A 20,820-nucleotide genomic window follows, 5' to 3' on the forward strand; every position below is an offset into this window, starting at 1 on the left:
AATAACGATCATTATGGCAGGCACAGCAAACAGTGTTCAGGCACAAGCAAAGAATGGGGAGCAATGGAACCTGTTTATCGGCACTTACACGAAAGGTAAGAGCGAAGGCATCTATACATATGCATTTAATTCAACGACAGGTGATTTTTCTGAAAAGGCCGTAACTGGCGGCATAAAGAATCCTTCTTTCCTCGCCTTGTCCCCTGATAAAAAATATTTGTACGCGATTCATGAAACGGAAGGTGGCGCCGCGTCCGGTTATGAGATTGAGCCAGGTACCGGCCAATTGCGCTTCTTGAATACCGTTGCCACGAAAGGGGCGAACTCCTGCTATGTGAGCGTGTCGCCCGATGGAAAATTCATGGTGTCCGGAAATTACAGCGGAGGAAATCTATCAGTTCATGCCATTGAAGCAAATGGCTCGCTTTCAGATTCGCAGCAGGTGATTCAGCATACAGGGAAAGGTCCTGACGCAAGCAGGCAGGAAGCGCCCCATGTTCACGCCACCGATTTTGCGCCTGACGCAAAAATGTTATTGGTTTGTGATCTGGGCATCGACCAGGTGGTGGCTTATCCATACCACGCTTCCGGCAAAAAGCCATTGGATGAAACGAATAAGGTAATCACAAAAATAACGCCCGGCGCGGGCCCGCGGCACCTGGTGTTTCATCCCAACCAACAATGGATGTATGTATTGAATGAATTGAACGGAAAGATCAACGCCTTCAGCTATGAGAATAAGAAGTTGACGCCGCTGTTTGAAGTGTCGATTCTGCCGGATGGGTTTTCAGGGAAATTCGGTGCGGCTGAAGTGAAAATTTCACCGGATGGACGTTTCCTTTACGCGTCTAACCGGATTGAGCTGAATGAGATCGTGGTATTCCGGATCAGCGAAAAGAATGGTGCACTCGATTTCGTGGAAAGGGTGAACTCGGGTGGGAAAACGCCCCGCTTCTTTGAAATTGATCCAACCGGGAAGTTCCTGTTAAGCGCCAACCAGGATAGCGATCAGGTTACTGTTTTCAAAAGAGACATTAAAACAGGTAAGCTTACGGATACAGGTAAAAAAATTGAGGTGGGCGCGCCAACTTGTCTTGTATTCGCACCGGTGAAAGCAGAATAGTTTTAGTGTTTATTTACTTCACATAAACCTCGTCAATGCACAAGGCCGGCTTACGTGTGGATGCAGCCATGCGCCAGGCTGGGATGGCTGCAGGAGCAGTGGCTTTCACCCTGACATATCGTGCATTGGTATTACTTTGAAAAAAGAAGGGCGTGATGGCGATTTCGTAATTTTCTTCGGGAGCAGGAATAGTTTCCTTTCCGATCTGGGTAAAGTCTTTGCCATTGGAAGATGTTTCCACCACAATAGCATTGGGAAGGAAGATGTAATGCCTCGCATCTGAAAGAAAATTCATTTGTATCGAAGATATGACCGTCTCTTTTTCCAGGTCTATCGTGGCGATCATATCATTGCCATAAGTAAAGAGCCAGTTGTAACTGAAGTCTTCCATACCGGGAAGCGCATCGGTTAACGTGCGTTCTTTTTTGAGGGTATATTCTGGTGTAAAAGGATGGGTGAGCACAACAGGCTTACCGAAGGCTTTGTTGTGGGAGAGCAAACGGGTGGTTCTGTCGAAAAGCTGCTCCCAGGCTTTGAGGTACTCTTCCGGGTTTTTGCCGCCTTCGGCCATTTCGGTAACACCTGCCTGTTTAGCTTGCTGAACGAAGGTGTTCACCTTTGAGGGCCAGTCTTTACGGATAGTGGTTTGGCCATTCGCTGTTTCCAGGAAACCGAAGGGCTCCACACCGTAGAATTTAGCTTGTTCCAGTATGGTGTATGCCAGTGGCAACCGGAGTTTGATTAACCTGCGTTGAACCGCGGTATCGCCCCCGGCTTGCTTTTCGGCCTGGGAAAGTAAGTCGGATAGCCGCTGCACGCTTTCAGGAGAGAGATAATCTTTGGAAGAAGCGATGGGGCTGCCATAGATGTCTAGCCGTGCTTTGGTTTCCGCGACCTGCCGGGCGAGTGCCGCAATATACGCCTGCACTTGTTCAGCGGCTTTGCCGTAATAACCTGCGGTGAAATCTTTGAAAAGGGAATCTTTGTTAAGGCGGGGATTCCAGAGCAATGAAGCATACAGGTAGCTGTTCCATTCGCTCATGTCGCCAAACCCATCGCCGGAGCCCTGGATAAAGGCGCCCCTGACTTTGTTGTCATGGTAATACACGGCATTCTCCTGCCCGTGTGTATATGCAGGGAAGGGGGCGGGGTAGTTTGTAAACTGGGTGGTGTAATCCCAGATGAACAGGTTGGCGGAAAGTTTTTTCCAGCTGTCGAGGTCCTTTCTGAAGGCTGCTGCGGAAGGCGCTTTTTCGAGCGGCTCTTCCCGGTAAGCATCGATATTGCTCAGAATGGTCAATACATTACTGGCCGGAGCGGTCTTTAAAGGCGCTTTGGAAGTGGGGCCATAAGCCAGTGTGGTGAAAGATTGTTCCGGGAAACGGGCCGCGATTTTATTCATGAACCGCACCAGGCTTCCTGCATGGCTGCCTTCGGCCTCAAATGTTTTCCGGCAGGAGGAGCAGGTGCAGAAAACGCCGCCATCTTCCTGTCCGATGGACCAGTACATCGCATCCGGATTGGCGGCGATGGCTTTACGCATGTACGATGTGGTGAGCTCCAGCACGTCGGTGTTGCTGAGGCAGAGTTGGCTGGGCTGTCTTTTGCCGTTGACTTCCGCAAAGTATTCAGGATGTGTTTTAAAGTAGGTGCCCGGCGGAATGATCTTGAAAAACGAATGACCCCAGAGCCCCCATAGGTCCTCAAATTGATGGAGTTTATGCCAGCTAAGGTATTCCGGATCGTTCGACTCGGGATAAAATACCTGACGGAAAACGAAAGACGGTGATTCCCTGATCGAAATAGAAGGGAAGGAAATGCTTGACTTTTGCGGCGTGTATGCTTGCCCCGCGGCGTATTTGCGGCAACCGAGGTAGCGGTCGAGGAAAGTGTAAACACCGTACACTACGCCTTGCCCTGTTCCACCGGTAATGTACAGGTGGTTCCCGGCGGTCCGGATATCAAAACCTTCTCCCTTAACAGGCTGACGGTTCCATTGCAAGGTATGTGCGGTTTTGCCGATAAAAACGGCAGCGCCGTTTTCCCGGAAAGATGATTCCGCTATAATGGGGAGAATGGCGCCGGATATCCTGCGCACATAATCCTGGAAAATGCCCGCTGCTTTTTGCTCCGCCCTCGAAGGTTCATCGGGGAGAATGATGTTGAAAACAGATATCCTGTTTTCAACCAGTGTAATATTGCCTTTGGTGGCCTGGCAATGCACATTTCCTGCAAGGAGCAGGAATGTGAACAGGTTAAAAAGCGCAACAAACTTTACCGGCATCTTGTCTTAGAATTTACGCTGGAAGGTGATGTAAATATCATACTGGTTCTGGAAGTCCGTATCGGTGATTTTCTGGTTGATCCAGGTGCCGTATATGCCCAGGGTGTTGCGGTATTGGAAAGTACGCTGGTAACCTGCGCCTACGCTTCGGGTAAGCAGCCCCGATAGTTTGGGGAAATTGATGAGACGGCTGCGGTCGTCGGGAGAGGTGCCTAGTCCGGCGATCAGGGCCAGGTAGTCCTGCCTGTTGTTCATATAATATCGGGTAGTCAGGTTCAGAGACGTGTAGAAATCTGATTCCTCGCTGATGAAGTAGGCTCTGCCGTTTACCCAGAAATCGCCGAATTGTTTGGCAAGCGAGGTTACGCCTGAAATGCTGGTGGAGCTGTCGGCATTAAGGTAGCGTATGCCCAGTTCGGCTTCGGTTTCTTTGGGCAGCGTGGCGAAAAGAGAGTAGCCGGCCCGCAATTTGGGGAAGGCGATCTTGTTGGCCACGGCGGCAAACGCGTAGGAGTAAAAACGCTTTGAGTGGGTATAATACATTTCAGCTTCTCCCTGTACGCCCGTTCCCTGCTGCCTTCCGGCGTAGTTGATGCGTCCCGCGAAGGAGCCCCGGTTGAAGAAACGGCGGTATTCCACGGTGGCGATATTGTATTTACTGTCGGTATAATCGTAGGTAGAGTTCAGGTAGAACAGGCCGAACTGGTTCCTGAGTGTTTTGCTCTTCAGGAAATGGGCGTAATCACGGTTGGCGGAGCCGGGATATTTACGGAGCAGTGTATCCGCGTAAAGCGCGGCTTCGGCGTACATCGATTTGCTTTCCAGCATCTCTACTTTTTTCCGCAGCATTTGTTCGTTGTCGGGATAGTATTTCAGAGACTGGTCGATGTACACTAATGCGCTGTCGTAGGCTTTTTTACCCGCCATGATGTTGGTGGCGTAATGCAGCGCCAGGGAATCTTTGGGATCGAGTTTTAGTATGGCGTCGAATCGTTGAATGGCGCTGTCGGGTTGATTTTTCCTGGAGAAATCCACACCGGCGGCCATCAGGCTTTCAATATGTGCGTCCTTGAATTTTTTCGTGTAGGGATAGCCGTTCATCAGGAGCCGGGTGATGCGGGCGGCTTCGGCGTAATCGCCTTTTTGCTGAAGGATGGAAGCCTGTTTCATCATCATATCCCTGCTGGCGCCTCCTTTTTTATCGTTCCGGAATGCCTGTGCCACATATTTGAGTGCGTTGTCGTATTGACCGGCTGCGGCTTCCAGGTTAATCAGGTAGTTGAGGGCTTCCAGGTTGGCGGAGTCGGCGGCAAGCGCTTCCATGAACTGGATCCGTGCCAGGTCGTATTCTTCATTCTGTTGTAACGCCCTGCCCGCGGCCAGCCGGAACTCCGCGAGGTTGGCGGTATAAACGGCATTGCCGGGATGTTTTTCATGCAGGTACATCGTGATGATGGCCGCTTCTTCATACCTGCCCGCTTCGGCGAGAATGCCTGCTTTTTTCAGAATGAAATCTTCGTTATCCGGGTAGCGCGCCATCGCTTTGTCGATTGTGGCGATAGCTGCGGGGTACTTTCGTTGAAGGGTGTAGCGGTTGATGATGTTGTTCAGCGCCTGAATGTTTCCCGGATCTACTTTCAGTACGGCTTCAAATTCGTTCATGGCCAGGTCATATTGTTCCTGCACGAGGAATTCCCTGCCGCTGGCGATTTTCAGGTCGGTCATGCGGTCCCTGTTGGAAGTGGTGGGTTGCTGCCTGTATATTTTTTCGGCCAGCAGTGCCGCTTCGGTGAATTTCCGGTCGAATTCGAGCACGTCCAGTTTTTGGGAGAGCAGTTTCCTGTCGTTAGGGCTTGAGCGCAATCCTCTGTTGATCCAGTTCAGCGCCTCACGATAGGCACCGCGGCTCATACTTAGTCCGATGAGTTTGTTCAGCGCCTCACGGTTACCCGGGTTCTTTTCTATTACCGATTCATACAGCATATAAGGATCGGTGTTGGCATAATAGCCACCCGCTTCCATACGCAGTTCCGTGTTCAGTTTGCGTGCCTTCGCATCGTTCGGATAGTATTTGAGGATGGTGTTTACGGTATGAATGGCTTCGGCGTAGTTATGCATTTCCTGGAGGATACCCAGCTTCTTCATCAGCAGATCATAAGAACGTTGGTTCTTTTGCAGCTCAGCATTGAGTTGATCAAGGGCATAATAATAACCGCCGGTACTGATGTTGAGCGCCAGCAAAGCTTCGCGCGCTTCTTCGTTCCCGGGGTAAGTGGTCAGTACTTTCCGGTAACTTTCAGCCGCGAGAGAAGGGATGTCTTTTTTCTTGTAATAATTACCGGCGTAGAGGTAGTGGTCGATGTAGTACCGTTTTAACGCGGTATCGTACGGGAGTTTTTCCACCATTTCCCCGATGTAGTTTCCCGCGGCGCTCATGCGGTCCATCAATTGGAGGATGGTCAGTTTTTTAACGATCAGTTCGCGGTCGGTGGGGAACTGGTTGAGCCCGTCTTCCGCGAAGCAAAGCGCCTCATAATATTGTTTGGCCTGCATTTCCAGGTTGATGGCGGTAAAATAGGCTTCACGGTATTTAGGAGCCGCTTCCAGTGTTGCTTTGATGTATTTCCTGCCCTCAAGGCCATTGCCGGAAAGCAGGTACATGCGGGCCGTAAGAAAAGCGATATCCGCATCGTTGGAACGGTGGGAGAAGGCCTGTTTGCCCAGTTCAGCCGCACGGGCATAGTTCTTTTTCTGTTGTTCGCGCAAAGCCTCGTTGTACAGGTCTTCAGCCTTGTCTTTGGGTTTGAAGATCTGCGCATAGGTATTACCGCCGCCGAGCAGCAGGAGCAAAAGACATATATTTCTGAGACCGCGTAGCATGAATATTTTTTAGAATTGAATTGTGGATCAGGTGGTGGCGACTGTTTTCTTCTTTTGTCCGAAACCCTGCCGCTGCATGTTTCCCCAGGAATGTTTCTTTCCGATCATGAAATAATAATATCCCCTGAGTGCATAGAACACGATGAGCGGGTGGTAGATGATGGGTTCGAGGAAGGCCATCAAAGCCAGTCCGATCACTTCTTTCCAGGTTTTATAGTAGCGGTAGGTGATGTGGTCCCACAATATGGCGAACGTGGTGATCATCACGGAATAGAAATAAACGAAACTCAGCAATACCAAAGCGTTCGCCCAATGGATCTGGTTGGTGATGATGAGGTAGAGGTAAAACAGTATCCCGGTGAATTCAATGATGGGGGCGAGGAACTCGAACAGCAGGCTGTACGGCAATACCACCATGCCCAATTGTTTGTAACGGGGATTGAAGATGATCTTTTTGTGCATGGTCACGATCTCTGCGAGTCCGCGGCCCCAGCGGGTCCGCTGCCGGCTGAATATCTTGAGGTTGGGCGGTCCTTCGGTCCAGCACTGGGTGGTGGGGATGTACCGCACGGCGTATTTCATGTTATTGTCCAGCATGTAGGCGCACATGCGGGTGACGATGTCCATGTCTTCGGCGAAGGATTTACCGTCGTAACCACCTGCTTTAATGGCGATCTCTTTGTCGAAAAGCCCAAGTCCGCCGGAAACGTTGGGGACACAGTTGATTTCACTCCAACCCATTTTTCCAAGCACGTAGGCGCGGATGTATTCCATTTCCTGGAAGCGGGGGATCAGGCTTTTCGGCGGGCGCACACGCAGCATCACCCCTTCATCAATCTCGCAGGAGTTGGTAAGGCGGAGGGTTGCTCCGGTGGCGATCACGCGGGTACTGTCTTCTTCCACATGCACGTAACCGCATTCGGGACAGGGTTCTCCCACTTCCTTGATCTTCTTGGCTTCCTCGTCCATGAACGGCTTGATCATTCGCGTCAGCGTATCTTTTTCAATGATACAGTCCACGTCGGTACAAAGGAAATAATCATACGAAGCGGCGTTAATGCCCGCATTGGAGGCATCGGCCTTACTTTTTCCGTTCACCTTATCAATCACCATCAGTTTATCGTAGGCAGTATTGGTCGATTTGAAGATGCGTTTAACGGGTTTGGAAACGATGCGCTCGTTGTAAGCGAAATCCACTTCCACCAGTTCGTATTCATCAATCAGTTTCTGCAAGGTATCATCGGTACTGCCGTCGTTGATGATGATTACTTCAAATTTGGGATAGTTGAGGGTGAGGAGGGAACGCACGTTGTAAATTATGGTCACCGCCTCGTTAAAGGCGGGTGCGATAATGGAGATACCCGGCGTTAACGGCGACTGTATGATCTGATCGTAATCCACGTTCCGGTTCCGGCGCTGGAACTTACGGATGCCACGGAAGGAAATGTACGCCAGCAACCCGTACAGCAGCAACATCGTGATGCCGTACGTGAATACAAATCCTTCATAAAAATTTCTGATCAGTTCTATCACCTTGCTTTTTTTTATGCGGCCGACTGCGCGGTTACTGTTTTTGCTTTCTGTTTAAAGCCCTGCCGCTGCATGTTGCCCCAGGTACTTTTCTTCCCGGTCAGGAAGTAGTAGTAGCCACGGAGGGAAAAGAATACAACGAGCGGATGGTATAACAAGAATTCGAGGAAAGGCGTAAGACAAAGCAATCCTACTTCTTTCCATGTTTTGTAATAACGGAAAGTGAGCTGGTCCCAAACGATGGCCACGGTGGTGATCATGACCGAATAAGTATACACGAAAGCCAGCAGCAACAACGCGAACGGCCAATTGATATAACCCAGTACGGCCATCACGATATAATAAATAATACCCGTTACTTCAATGATGGGCGCGATGAGTTCAAAGAAGAAGTTGTAAGGCACCACGATGAGTCCCATTCTTTTGTAACGCGGATTCAGGAACATCTTGAAGTGCGCGAACATCAGTTGCGCAAGTCCCCTGGCCCAGCGGGTCCGCTGGCGCATGAATATCTTCACGGAAGCGGGCCCTTCGGTCCAGCACAAGGTTTTGGGAATGTATTTAATGGCGTAGTCGATCTGGTTATCGAGGGCGTACCGGCACATCCTGGTGATCAGTTCCATATCTTCTCCGAAAGAAGCATGGTCGTAACCCCCGCATTTGATGGCCACTTCTTTGTCGAACATACCCAAACCGCCCGACACGTTCGGCACGGCGTTCAGTACGCTCCAGCCCATTTTTCCCAGTACGAAAGAGCGGATGTACTCCACTTCCTGGAAACGCGCGAGCAGGTTCTTTGGCGGACGCATCCTGACCATTACGCCTTCATCAAATTCGCAGGAGTTGGCGAGGCGGAGCGTGGCGCCCACGGCGATCACCCGTTTCTTTTTCTCCTGGATCACGGGTTTGATGAGTTCCTGCATGGTATCCTTGTGGAGGATGCAATCCACATCGGAGCAGAGGAAATAATCGAAAGCCGCCGCGTTGATACCGGCGTTCACGGCATCGGCCTTACTTTTCCCGTTCACTTTGTCGATTACCATCAACTTAGCGTAAGCGGGGTTGGAAGACTTGTAAAACTTGCGGACCGGTTTGGTTTGAATACGCGCGTTATAAGCGAATTCTATAGGTTCCAGTTCGAATTCGGAGATCAGTTGTGCGAGGGTATCATCGGTGCTCCCATCGTTGATGATGATGATCTCGTACCTCGAATAGTTGAGGGTGAGCAGGGAGCGAACGTTATAAATAATGGTGAGTCCCTCGTTGAAAGCGGGCGCCAGCACGGTAATGCCCGGCGCAAGGGGAGAGCCCATCAGGATATCTTCCTGGTAATAACGGTTGCGGCGCGCGTAGGCGCGCACGGCCAGCATGGAGAGGATGGCCAGCACGGCATAAGTGAACAGCAAGGTCATGCCGTAAACGAATACGCTTTGCTCATAGGCCTGCATCAGTATTTCCCAGATTCCGTACATCTAGTATTTGATTAGCGGGTTCAGGCTGTGTTTCAATATCAGTTTATTTTCCGGGGTTGAGGTGTTGATCAGTTCCTCAATCAGCGCTTTCGACCTTTGCTGGTTTTTCACCAGGGATCTGGCCGCGTGTTTGCGGATGTCGAAATCGGTGGAGTGGAGGAATTCGTTCTTCAGGAAATCCGTATAGTTCCCCGTATTGATCCTTCCCAGGGCCTTCAGTATTTCGATCTGACAATCCAGCGGCTGACTGCTGTATATCTTCACCAATTTTTCTTCTACTTCTTCCACCCGGAGTTTACCCAGGCAATTGATGGCGTTGGCGCGGAGGTAATGGTCCTTCGTTTCTAAAAGTTTGACTACGGCCGGAACGGCTGCCAGCTGGTTGAAATGCACCACCAGTTTTAGACAGAAGGATACAATGCTTTTATTGGGTGAATAGGTGATCCATTTCGCGAAGTTGGGGATGGAAATATTTTCCGTAGTGGTAATGATGCGGAAAAGTTCGATCTGGTCCCACTGCAACAGGGGTTCCGTGACCACATCAAAGAATTTGAAAGGTTCGTTTTTACTCAGTTTGATATAAGCGTGACGCGCGGCGGCCCTTAGTTCGCGGTTGCGCGAGTTGGTAAGGGGCAGGATGCTTACGTCGGCAATGGGAATATCGAGGTTGGCGAATTCGGAAAGGGCCTGCACTTTGCGGTACCATTTCCGGGATTTCATTTTGCGGAACGATTCTTTTTCAAGCTCAAGCTGGAGGTACAATTGCCGGAGCAGGTCACCGGTTTTGCCCCGGAGGTTTTTCCTGAAATTGATGATCCTGTCGATGGTGGCCTGTCGGCCCCAGCGGCTGTTGAGTATGGGCGCAAACCCTTCTGTATTGATATTTATCTGCTCCACGGGCATGTCGGAAGCCAGTTCCTCGTTCATGAGTACGTTTTCGAGGATGAGCTGGTCGATAACGGGGATGGCACGCGACAATTTTTTATCTCGCACGAAACCCTTGTACCGTCCGTACAGAATGGAGAGATAGGCGGTGATCGTAAAGAGCACGGCCAGTATAATGCTTACGAGCGCTATCTTGATGATAGGGGGCGCATAGCTGAATTCGTCTAAAAATCGGTCAATAATATACATAGGATCAATGGAAAAGGCCGTGGCCTTTGTCTATTTCATCAACAATCTTTTCACGCGGATCAGGAGTTCCGCGGGAATGATGGGTTTCTTCAGGAAATCGTCGGCACCCAGTTTAAAACTTTCCATAATCATGTCTTCGTTGCTCGCGTTGGAAACGATGATCACGGAAACCGGCTTTTGGCTGGGGTTGTTCTTGAGTTTACTGATAATTTCAAAGCCGTTGGCATAAGGCATCATCAGGTCGGTGATCACGAGATCATACCCGTAATTGCTTTCTTCGAGCTTCTCAAAGGCCTCTTTGCCGTTGGTGACAATATCAACTTCGTAGTTTTCGCGGGTGAGTACTTTCTGGACGATTTTCTGCATCAGTTCATCGTCTTCCGCTAATAGAATTTTCGCCATGTTATTCATTTATGCAGCACCTTCTGATTAACGTTCCGGTGCAGGATTTGGATTCAGGGATCAACTTTCAAATCAAAGTTAATTATTAGTGATTCAGTAAATTACGCGTTAACGAATTATTTTTTTCAACACCAGTAAGGTTTCAGGGAAGGTTATAGAAAAGTGTACGCTAAATAAACGGAGCCTGCGTTCTTAAATTATATATTTGTTGGTGTGTAAGGGAAATTAGGGGGAAACACTTATTTTCTCTTTTGCGCCCATTCCGATTTTTATGAAAAAATTCAAGACGATTAAATCCAGGTTGTACGGCGGTTTTGCTTTAGCGCTGCTATTGGTGATTGCCGGAGGTATCCTTTCCTACTTTACCATCAACAGCCAGGTGAGCCAGGCTGGCTGGGTGGAACACACTTATAAAGTAATGAACCAGACCGAACAGATTCAACGGCTGGTTTTTGAAATGGAAGCTTCAAGGCGTGGATTCCGCGCCACCGGCGATAAAAAATTTCTTGGCCCCTATTACCTTTCGCTCCCCCAGGTGCCCGCTGCGCTGGCGCAGTTGAAAATACTCACGGAAGATAATCCCCTTCAGTTCAACACTACTGTACGGCTGGAACGTCATGTTAATGATTTGCTGGTGTTCTGGCGCGGCATTGGCGAGGAACCACTTCCCAGGGATCGTATTACTAAGATTACTGAAGAAGAAGTGGGAAAGATGTCGTTGATCAGGGATGATATCGCGAAAATCATGAATGACGAAAGAACCCTGCTGGCCGACCGCAACAAAGAAAATAAATTCTCCAGCAACAGGTCGCTGAACATTATTCTGCTGAATACGGCCATTATTATCGCCATCGCCCTGACGCTGATGGCCGTCACTTTTAAGGAACTTTCCAGCAGGCTCGGCGCCCAGGAAGAGCTCCGGGGCAAACTGAATGAAGTGGTGGCCCTGAATAAAATGGCCACGGAAAAGAACTGGCTGCTATCCGGTATGTCGGAAATGAACGGGAGTTTACAGGGCATCACCAATATGAAAGACGTGGCCGATAAGGCGCTGTTCGCTCTGGTGAAATACCTGGAAGTACCTGGCGGCGCACTATATTATTATGATGGGGAGAAGGAAGAATTGTCCTGTTACGCGGGCGTGGCCCTGCCTGCCAATGCCCCGCAAACCGTGAGATTAGGCGAAGGTGTGATTGGTACAGCCGTTACCAAACGAACACCCACTGTTCTGAAAGGTATTCCCGAAGGGTATTGGAAATTGTCTTCTTCACTCGGTGCTGCCCGTCCCGACTCACTCGTATGCGTCCCCTTGTGGATGGACAATGAACTGAAAGGTGTGATAGAACTGGCTACTTTCAGTGAAATGCTCCCCCAGCAGATGCAATTGATCGAGGTGGTGTCTTCTACGATAGCGATCGCCATGAACGTGGCATCGGCCCGCTCCAGGGTGATGACGCTCCTCAACGAAGTGCAGTTGCAGAAAGAAGTGCTGGAAACCCAGCAGGAAGAACTGCGCCAGTCGAACGAAGAACTTACCCGCCAGTCCGAAATATTGCAGGCTTCCGAAGAAGAACTCCGCGTGCAGGAAGAGGAACTGCGCCAGGTGAACGCGGAGATGATGGAAAACAATAAGGCCCTGGAATTCGCCAGGGAAGAACTTTCTAAGAAAGCCAGGGAACTGGAACTGAACAGCCGCTACAAATCGGAGTTCCTCGCCAACATGAGCCACGAATTGAGGACACCGCTGAACAGTGTGCTGATCCTCGCGAAAATATTGCAGGAGAACAAACAGGAGAACCTGACGCCGAAACAAATGGAGTACGCGGGCATCATCCACAAATCCGGTACCGACCTGCTCACGCTGATCAACGACATCCTGGACCTCTCCAAGATCGAAGCGGGAAAAGTGGATTTCAATTTCGAAAAAACTTCACTCGCCGATATGTTCGCCAGCCAGGAACAACTGTTCCAGGTGGTGGCGGATGAAAAGAAGATCAGTTTCGAGCAGGAACTGAAACCAGGAACGCCCGCGCATATTGTTACCGACAGGCAACGGGTGGAACAGGTGATCCGCAACCTGCTCTCCAACGCGTTCAAGTTCACCCCCGCTGGCGGTACCATTAAACTGGTGGCCGAACAAAAAAGAGAAGGGTTCGTGCATTTCTCGGTGATCGACAACGGGGTAGGGATTCCTGCCGATAAGCAACAGCTGATCTTCGAAGCATTCCGCCAGGTGGATGGCTCCACCAGCAGAAAATATGGCGGAACCGGGCTCGGACTTTCCATCAGCCGCGAACTGGTTTCCAGGTTGTCCGGTGAAATCAGCCTGCGCAGCGAAGAAGGAAAGGGGAGTATCTTCAGTTTTTCCATTCCTGTTACGCCCGATATCAGCGCGGAAGAAATAAAAGCCGAAAAAGAAGCATTGGAAGAGGATGCATTTCTTCCTCCGCTGTCCATGCCTGTGTTCGGCGATGAAAATGATCTTCCGCAGCAATCCATCGTGGAAGACGACCGGGATAAACTTGAAAAAAACGAGCGTCCCGTGCTGATCGTGGAAGATGATGCCGCCTTCGCCGGAATCGTGCGCGATTTCGCAAGGGGTAAGGGATACAAAACCATCGTGGCGCTTACGGGGGATGAAGGTTTGTATTGCGCGAGGAAATACCGTCCTTCCGCCATCATTTTAGATATGGGGCTTCCCGTTATCGACGGGAACAGCCTCCTTAAGATTCTCAAAAACAACGAAGAACTGAAAGATATTCTCGTCCACGTGATCTCCGCGAACGAAGTGTCGGGCATGGTGATGAACAATGTACAGGGTTACTCGCAGAAACCACTTGAAATGCATGACCTTGAATCGGTATTCTCCGGCATTACCTCCATGTTGGAAGAAGGGTTTAAAAAAGTGCTGGTGATTTCGTCCGATGAAAGGAATAAGCACGGCGTACTGGAAAATTTAAGCAAAGAGCGGAAATTATCGACCAGCTTCACCAGGGTTAAGGATACCAACGAAGCTTTGGCCCAATTGGAGCATGAAAAATTCGATTGTGTGCTGGTGCACTGCGAAGGGGATATGGCAATGGCCGCGAATGAACTGAAAAGGATACGCGAAAAAATGGGCACAACGGCCGCCCCGATCATTGTACTGCTTGCCACTGACATTACCCAGGCAATTGAAGTGCAGCTCCGCAAATACGCGGATGCCATCATCAGGCAATCCGCGCAATCGCGCGACCGCCTCATGGATGAACTGGAACTGTTCCTGTTCAAGGTGAAAGAAATACAAACAAGTACACGCCCGGTTGGACATGCAGCCATCAACAACTCCGTGTTGAAGGGTAAAAAAATATTGCTCGCCGATGACGATATGCGTAACGTATTCTCCCTTAGCGCATTGCTGGATGAGCAGGGCATAGAAGTGGTTTCCGCGGGAGATGGGAACGAGGCCCTGGAAATGCTGCAGCAGAACCCCGACGTACACCTGGTGCTGATGGACATTATGATGCCTGGAATGGACGGCTATGAAGCCATGCGCCGCATCCGGCTCAATCCGCGCCATACCAACCTTCCCGTAATCGCACTCACGGCCAAGGCAATGGCAGGCGATAGGGAAAAATGTATTGAAGCAGGTGCTTCCGATTATATCTCAAAACCCGTTGAAAACAACAAACTACTGTCTTTATTGCGGGTTTGGTTATCGTAAGACTTATGAATGAAGAGATCAGCGCACAGGATTATATAGAAATCACCGATATCATCGAACAGCGGCATGGGTACGATTTTTCCCGGTATGCCCCTGCTTCCCTGAAAAGAAGAATTCTTCGATTCATGGAGAGCAGGCACATCAATTCTTTTTATGATCTCAAGTATAAACTAATCAACGAAGCGGATTTTTTTCACCAGATGTTACAATACATCACGGTGAACGTGACCGAAATGTTCAGGGACCCGCAATTCTATAAGTTCATGCGGGAGCAGATCATCCCCGTGCTGGCTTCTTATCCCATCATCAAGATATGGCACGCGGGTTGCTCCACCGGAGAAGAGGTGTTTTCCATGTGTATCCTGTTGCACGAAGCGGGCTTGCTGGAAAGATCGGTGATTTATGCCACCGACCTCAATCCATCCAACCTGGAAAAGGCTGAGTCCGGTATCGTGCCGCTCAAATACATGAAGGAATACACCCAGAACTATATTCAATCCGGGGGAACCGCTGAGTTTTCCAATTATTACACTGCCCATTACGAGAATATCCTGATCAATAAAGAGCTCCGGAAGAATATTTCTTTTTTTCAGCATAGTCTGGTATCCGACCAGGCTTTTCATGAGTTCCACCTGGTGGTATGCCGGAACGTGCTCATTTATTTTAACCGGGACCTGCAAAAAAGGGTGCTGGAACTTTTCAATGAAAGCCTGGCGCCCCTTGGGTTCCTGGCCCTGGGCATCAAAGAATCACTGATGGTTTCAGGTGCGCAGCCGCATTTTGAGACCGTTAATCCTTACCTGAAAATTTATAGGAAAAAGAACTGATGGCGGCAGATAAATACGATATCATCATGATAGGGGGATCAGCGGGAAGTTTACATGTAATTTCGGAACTGATCGACGCGTTGCCCGAATCTTTCCAGACGCCCGTAGTCGTGGTGATGCACCGTCTCCGCAACGTACAGAGCGAAATGACGAGATTGGTTTCAGACAAAAGAAGGCTGAAAGAACCGGAAGACAAAGAGTTCATCGCTGCCGGAACCATGTACCTTGCGCCACAGAACTATCACCTGATGGTAGAGGCGGACAAAAGTTTCGCCCTCGACTATTCAGAATTGGTGAATTACAGCCGGCCATCCATAGACGTTAGCTTTCAATCCACCGCCCCCGTATATGAATCCAGGGCACTCGTGATTCTGCTCAGCGGCGCGAATAAGGATGGTGCCGCAGGCGTGGCTTCCGTGCTGGAACATGGCGGAACGGCGTTGGTACAAAGGCCCGACCTGGCCGAATACAAGAGCATGCCCGAAGCGGCCCTCCGCATGAACAGCAACGCGCAAGGGCTGTCGATAACCGAGATGATCAGTTTTATCAAAGACAATTGCAAATAAAGGCGATGAAGAATATTCCCGTAAAACCTGCTGAGTTCCATATTTTGTTGGTGGATGACCGCGAAGAGAACCTCATTTCCCTGGAAGATATGCTGGAAGCGCCCAACAGGCGTTTTACCAAAGTTACTTCGGGCAACGATGCGCTCCGTACGGTACTACGCAACAAACAGATAGGTCTCATCCTGCTCGATGTGCAAATGCCGGGCATGGACGGGTTCGAAGTGGCCCGCCTGCTGCAGGCAAACCCGCAGACGCGCGATATTTCCATTATTTTCGTTACCGCCATCAATAAAGGAGAGCAGAACGTCTTGAAGGGGTTTGAAGAAGGCGCGGTCGATTTCCTGGAAAAGCCACTCGATATCAACATCACAAGGGCGAAAGTGAATGTGTTTGAGAAATTGTATTTCTACCAGCATGGCCTCAAAGAGGCTATCGCGGAAAGGGAAAGGGTGAACCAGCAACTGGAAAGGTTTATGCACGTGGTGGCCCATGACCTGAAATCGCCACTCAACGGCGCCATCAGTTTCCTGCACCTCATCCGGGACGAAGATGCTACGCAATCTATACCTGATCTCGCAGATAATATGGACATCGCCATCGACTCGATTTCCCGGCTTTCAGGAATGATCACCGCCATCCTGGATTATTCCCGCCAAACCATCGCCAACCAGCAAATAGAGGAAGTGGATACGCACGGGATGGTGGAAGAACTGATCAGGTCACTGTTCCCGCCACCCCATATCACAGTTATGATAGACGGCAGGCTACCGGTATTGCATACTTGTAAACCAAAGTTGTTGCAGGTATTCCAGAACCTGCTCAGCAATGCCATTAAATATATGAACAAGGCCGAAGGACGCATTACCGTCGGGTATTCCATTCAGCCGGAATTTTACGAATTCTGGGTGCGCGACAACGGACCCGGTATCGCAAGAAAAGATACAGAACGCATTTTCAGGTTATTCGAAATACTCGATGCAGAAAATACAGATGCCGAAAGTACCGGTGTGGGCCTGAACATCCTGAAGTTGCTGGTGGAAGAACAGGGAGGCCAGATACGCGTGGAATCTGAAGAGGCCGTCGGTAGTTGTTTTTATTTCCAGTGGAAAAAATAAAAGTTCACCCAAACAGCGATCATGTCTGCTCAACCTGCTACAGTACCTTCTTTGCTGGATTTTCTCGATTATATACACCCACTTTCAGAGGGGGCTAAAGCTTTCGTGGCACAACGTGCCGTGAAGAAGAAAGTCAAAAGGGGAAAGTTCCTGGTGAAGTCGGGCGAATATTGCAGGCATATCTATTACATTCATAGCGGAGTGATCCGTTCCTTCCTGAAAGAAGGAGGGAAGGAAATCACCACCTGGGTTGACCTGGAAGGGGAGATTTCCACCTCCATACGCGGACTGTGTTACCGGGCCCCGTCGCTGGAGAACCTGCAGACGCTGGAAGATTGTGAACTTACGCTTTTCGAATATGAGGACCTGGATTACCTGTACGAAAATTTCAATGAAGCGAATATATTAGGCCGGAAGTTCCTGGAAGCCAGTTATGTGGCTGCCGAAGAACGGGCGTACCTCTGCCGAATTCCCAATGCGAAGAAAAAGTACCTGCACCTGCTGGAAACCCGGCCGGAGATCATCAACCGCATCCCGTTAAAATACACGGCTTCCTTCCTTGGTATGACCCTGGAAACGCTGAGCCGTATCCGCAATGCCATGAAGCCCGCTAAGAAATAGTTTGATATAAATCAAAAATTCTCTGTCACATATTGATGTTCAAATATTTACCGATCGGGCCAATTGCAGACTTGTTCTATATTCCATGGGTTTGCGGTTTTTTGCAGGTTTTTGATTGCCTTTAGTGGACACTTTTGAATATCGGTTTACTGTATTTTATTTGCAGGATGAACGATTTCGAGTTCCAGTTTTTCCCCAATCCCGTGCGCAATACCATAAAGGTAGTGGTAGCGTCGTCGGGTAAACGACTGAACCTGGAGATCACGGATTTATTCGGCAACACGGTCATGCGCACTATACTTTCTTCTAATGTTTCCAATATTGATGTAACGCGCCTTCAAACCGGCTGCTATGAACTCAGTCTTTCCGATGGTGGCGAAAAAAGCGCTCAACCCTTTGTGATAGAACGCTGATCTTTTTTACCGCCGAGCCTGAATACGCGGGCGATGTTAAAACCAAAATGGATGTCTCCCTTTCCCCAGGAGCCTGTGGTACCTGTAATAAAACTGCGTTCCGTCATACCCGTTGAATTGGTGAAATGCAGTTGGAACACGTGCCCGCCGGTCTCAATATCAAAGCCCAGCGCAAGCGAGTTGTAAGTACCTGCCAGTTTGTTGAACTGGTAATAATATTCGCCATTCACACTGATTCTTTTCGATAGTTTCTGCCGCCCGCCAATGCCCAGGGAATAAAATGCAGTGGGATCGGATACCAGCGGTACGCGGTTATACAATACTACCGTGGGCATGATTTGAAGGGAAGTATTTTCACTGAATTTCCTCGCCACCAGCAATTGATGGGAATAATAGAGCCGGTCGCTAAAACGGAGTTTGTTGGTGGTGCGAAGGTCCTTCAGCGTTTGAATGGCCATCGTGCCAACATAAGTGGCCGTTACCGGCATATTTTTCGCTCCTTCCGACTGGCGTAGAAGCCGCAGCTTCACAAGGCCGTCATATTGTTTTTCATAGGTGCTTCTTCCTACCCCGATGGTGAGGTTATTCGTGATCCCGAAATCGCCACCCATTCTGAAAGAGGCCCCGTCCAGTCCGAAAAGTGTGTACAGCCCTTCGTTTACCATGCCGAAACGGTGACTTATTTTGAAATCAAATATGCCCGAAGCCGTATTCTCCACGGAATGTCCGTTGATAATCCTGGAAGTCTTGAACGTCGCGGATGCATACCTGGTGGAGGTTTTGGTAAGACTATCACTTTCCGCTTCCATTAATTCAGACAGGTCCTGGCTATTCACTGTTGTGCCAATAAACAGGGAAAGAACACCTGCGATAAAAACCTTTTTCTGCATAAATACGGATGTTTTACTGGTACCTGCAAAGCAGGGAAACCTTTACTTTTTTCGCCACCTGGTTACCGATGGCCATGCCTTTGATGTTAAAGTCTTTCAGTGTAAGATCGAACGTACTGCTGGCGGTTATCAGACCTTCCTTTACTTCAATACTGCCTTCCGCGGTGAGCGGCTGACTAACGCCATGAATGGTGATGGTGCCGGACACAGCAACTTTGTGCGTGCCGTTTTTGGAAAGGTCAAGCTGGTTGAAATTGAAAATATTGCCTTTAAAATCAGCTTTCGGGAATTGATCGCTCTCCAGATAGTTCTCGTTAAAATGTTCCTGCATCAGTGCGTTTCTAAAACGAAATCCTTTTATGAGTAAGGAGAATACGATTTGTCCATTGCTTGTTGATAATTTACTGTTCACTTCGTTGTTCACCGCCTCAATGTCTTCAGCAGGAGTGGAGGAGAAGAATTTCACCTGCCCGGTGCGTGTGCTTACAACATTCGGGAGTTGCGCGAAACACGTAAGCGAGCAGAGGAAAAACACCCATAACAGGCACGTCTTTTTCATTTTGCTATTTTGAGGTGGTATCTGTTGTAGTTTTGATGAGAAGGGCATCTACCACGATCACATCGGAAAGTAATCCTGTGCAGATACCTTTCACAGTAACTTCGGAAAGACGCGGTGGCGCAGGTGTTTCTGAAATAAGTGTGCAGAAGACATGGGTTATGGAGGACGTATCACCTTGCAGGAGAAGGGTGGTTTTGCCTTCATTGTTTACACCTGCTTCCAGCAAGATGCCTTCCACGGTGAGTGCCTTATCGAGGTAACGGGCATTGGCCGGGGCTTCATCGGCGCTGAACTGGCTGGCCAGCATTTCGGCGCCAATGGTAATCGCCTGCTCGTTTTGCACCTGTCGGTGGTTGTTCCGGCTGAAGATGAATACATAATAGTAAGCACTGGCTGCCAGGAGCCCAACCAGGAGCAGCATACTGAGGATTATTTTACTTCGTTTGCGCATTTCCGTTGCTTAATCGGTGTATTTTCCTCCGGCGTTGATCCAGGCGGTGATTTTATCTTTGTCTGCCTGAGAAAGTTGTCCACCCTGTGGCATAAACGACGGGTTACCATCCACGGCCCGGGCTTTGATCCTGTCCTTCCGGCTTACGATCCCGCAATCGTCGGCAAAGGATACACCGCCGTTTTGGTTTGAGTTGTTGTGGCAACTGATACAGTTGGTCTGGATCAGGTTCTTCACCGCGGTAAAGTTGGTTCCGGCGGTGGCGGTGGTGACCGTAACGGTAGCGCTTTTCACGCAGCCATCGGCATCTTTCGCGAGGATGGTATGCGATCCGGCGGCTACATTGCTGAATTGTGCGCCGGATTGGTAAGTGCCGTTGTTTAGACTATACGTGAACCCACTGCTTCCCGTTGCGGTGATGGTAACGGTGCCGGTATTGCTGCACTTGTCCGAAGCTGTTGTAACCCCGGATACCACTATGGTCTTTCCTGCACAGGCATCGCCTGTGGTAATGGTGAAGTTGCCTGTGCCAGTGCAACCGGCGCTGCTTTTAGCGGTAACCGTGTAACTGCCTGCCGCAAGGTTGGAGAAGGTGGTGGCGTTGCCGAAGGCACCCCCGTTGAGGCTGAAGGTAAAGCCCGCTCCTCCGGTGGCTGACACCGCCAGGCTGCCGTTTGAAAGCCCTGCCCCCGTTGTATTGGTTACAGTAGCCGAAACATTGATGGTAACGCCTGTACAGGAATCCGTTGGCGACTCATCGCTGCTTTTGGAACAGGAAACTACAAGCAATAAGAGGCCCAGCAGCCCCGTGGCCGCTTTTAAAATTGGATGTTTCATAAAATGTTTGCTG

The 20,820-nt window shown here is 49.7% G+C and carries 17 protein-coding genes; 7 read left to right on the plus strand and 10 right to left on the minus strand.

The window, feature by feature from the left end; translation table 11 throughout:
* Positions 1 to 13 precede the first annotated feature (13 nt).
* Positions 14 to 1,123: a lactonase family protein gene (locus M4J38_RS06545; protein WP_251758739.1), complete on the plus strand. Its 1,110-nt coding sequence runs from the start codon at positions 14 to 16 to the stop codon at positions 1,121 to 1,123.
* Positions 1,124 to 1,136: 13 nt separating this feature from the next.
* Here the strand turns inward: M4J38_RS06545 and M4J38_RS06550 are convergent, their stop codons facing one another.
* The 6 genes from M4J38_RS06550 to M4J38_RS06575 are packed head-to-tail and all read right to left on the minus strand — an operon-like array spanning position 1,137 to position 10,825.
* Positions 1,137 to 3,407, minus strand: a complete 2,271-nt coding sequence (locus tag M4J38_RS06550; protein ID WP_251758740.1) for a DUF4838 domain-containing protein — start codon at positions 3,405 to 3,407, stop codon at positions 1,137 to 1,139.
* A gap of 6 nt (positions 3,408 to 3,413) precedes the next feature.
* Entirely contained in the window at positions 3,414 to 6,287 is a 2,874-nt protein-coding gene (locus M4J38_RS06555) for a YaiO family outer membrane beta-barrel protein (RefSeq protein ID WP_251758741.1), read from the minus strand.
* A 27-nt stretch (positions 6,288 to 6,314) separates the two neighbouring features.
* Positions 6,315 to 7,820, minus strand: a complete 1,506-nt coding sequence (locus tag M4J38_RS06560) for a glycosyltransferase (protein ID WP_251758742.1) — start codon at positions 7,818 to 7,820, stop codon at positions 6,315 to 6,317.
* 11 nt (positions 7,821 to 7,831) lie between these two features.
* Positions 7,832 to 9,289, minus strand: coding sequence for a glycosyltransferase (locus tag M4J38_RS06565; RefSeq protein WP_251758743.1), 1,458 nt, complete (start codon positions 9,287 to 9,289; stop codon positions 7,832 to 7,834).
* Positions 9,290 to 10,423 carry a HEAT repeat domain-containing protein gene (locus M4J38_RS06570; RefSeq protein WP_251758744.1) on the minus strand — a complete coding sequence of 378 codons (1,134 nt, stop codon included), beginning with the start codon at positions 10,421 to 10,423 and terminating at the stop codon, positions 9,290 to 9,292.
* A gap of 30 nt (positions 10,424 to 10,453) precedes the next feature.
* Positions 10,454 to 10,825 carry a PleD family two-component system response regulator gene (locus tag M4J38_RS06575; RefSeq protein WP_251758745.1) on the minus strand — a complete coding sequence of 124 codons (372 nt, stop codon included), beginning with the start codon at positions 10,823 to 10,825 and terminating at the stop codon, positions 10,454 to 10,456.
* Positions 10,826 to 11,096: 271 nt separating this feature from the next.
* Between M4J38_RS06575 and M4J38_RS06580 the strand changes: the two genes are divergently transcribed.
* From M4J38_RS06580 to M4J38_RS06605, 6 genes are all read left to right on the plus strand, one after another.
* Positions 11,097 to 14,528: a response regulator gene (locus M4J38_RS06580; protein ID WP_251758746.1), complete on the plus strand. Its 3,432-nt coding sequence runs from the start codon at positions 11,097 to 11,099 to the stop codon at positions 14,526 to 14,528.
* A gap of 5 nt (positions 14,529 to 14,533) precedes the next feature.
* Complete coding sequence (locus M4J38_RS06585; RefSeq protein ID WP_251758747.1) at positions 14,534 to 15,355, plus strand: protein-glutamate O-methyltransferase CheR; 822 nt, start codon at positions 14,534 to 14,536, stop codon at positions 15,353 to 15,355.
* Positions 15,355 to 15,921 (plus strand): chemotaxis protein CheB, encoded by a 567-nt coding sequence (locus M4J38_RS06590; RefSeq protein ID WP_251758748.1) that lies wholly within the window; start codon positions 15,355 to 15,357, stop codon positions 15,919 to 15,921. The genes M4J38_RS06585 and M4J38_RS06590 overlap by 1 nt, the downstream gene beginning before the upstream one ends.
* A 5-nt stretch (positions 15,922 to 15,926) precedes the next feature.
* Positions 15,927 to 17,036, plus strand: coding sequence for a response regulator (locus M4J38_RS06595; RefSeq protein WP_251758749.1), 1,110 nt, complete (start codon positions 15,927 to 15,929; stop codon positions 17,034 to 17,036).
* Positions 17,037 to 17,057: 21 nt separating this feature from the next.
* Entirely contained in the window at positions 17,058 to 17,657 is a 600-nt protein-coding gene (locus tag M4J38_RS06600) for a Crp/Fnr family transcriptional regulator (RefSeq protein ID WP_251758750.1), read from the plus strand.
* A 167-nt stretch (positions 17,658 to 17,824) separates the two neighbouring features.
* Positions 17,825 to 18,070, plus strand: a complete 246-nt coding sequence (locus M4J38_RS06605) for a T9SS type A sorting domain-containing protein (RefSeq protein WP_251758751.1) — start codon at positions 17,825 to 17,827, stop codon at positions 18,068 to 18,070.
* Here M4J38_RS06605 and M4J38_RS06610 read toward each other — a convergent pair.
* The 4 genes from M4J38_RS06610 to M4J38_RS06625 are packed head-to-tail and all read right to left on the minus strand — an operon-like array spanning position 18,046 to position 20,807.
* Positions 18,046 to 18,960, minus strand: a complete 915-nt coding sequence (locus M4J38_RS06610; RefSeq protein WP_251758752.1) for a DUF5777 family beta-barrel protein — start codon at positions 18,958 to 18,960, stop codon at positions 18,046 to 18,048. The two genes, M4J38_RS06605 and M4J38_RS06610, sit on opposite strands and share 25 nt — an antisense overlap.
* Positions 18,961 to 18,973: 13 nt before the next feature.
* Positions 18,974 to 19,519: a YceI family protein gene (locus M4J38_RS06615; protein ID WP_251758753.1), complete on the minus strand. Its 546-nt coding sequence runs from the start codon at positions 19,517 to 19,519 to the stop codon at positions 18,974 to 18,976.
* Positions 19,520 to 19,523: 4 nt separating this feature from the next.
* Positions 19,524 to 19,970 (minus strand): OB-fold putative lipoprotein, encoded by a 447-nt coding sequence (locus M4J38_RS06620; RefSeq protein WP_251758754.1) that lies wholly within the window; start codon positions 19,968 to 19,970, stop codon positions 19,524 to 19,526.
* 9 nt (positions 19,971 to 19,979) lie between these two features.
* Entirely contained in the window at positions 19,980 to 20,807 is an 828-nt protein-coding gene (locus tag M4J38_RS06625; RefSeq protein WP_251758755.1) for a c-type cytochrome, read from the minus strand.
* Positions 20,808 to 20,820 lie beyond the last annotated feature (13 nt).

The organism is Parasegetibacter sp. NRK P23, from assembly GCF_023721715.1.
Lineage (GTDB): Bacteria > Bacteroidota > Bacteroidia > Chitinophagales > Chitinophagaceae > Parasegetibacter.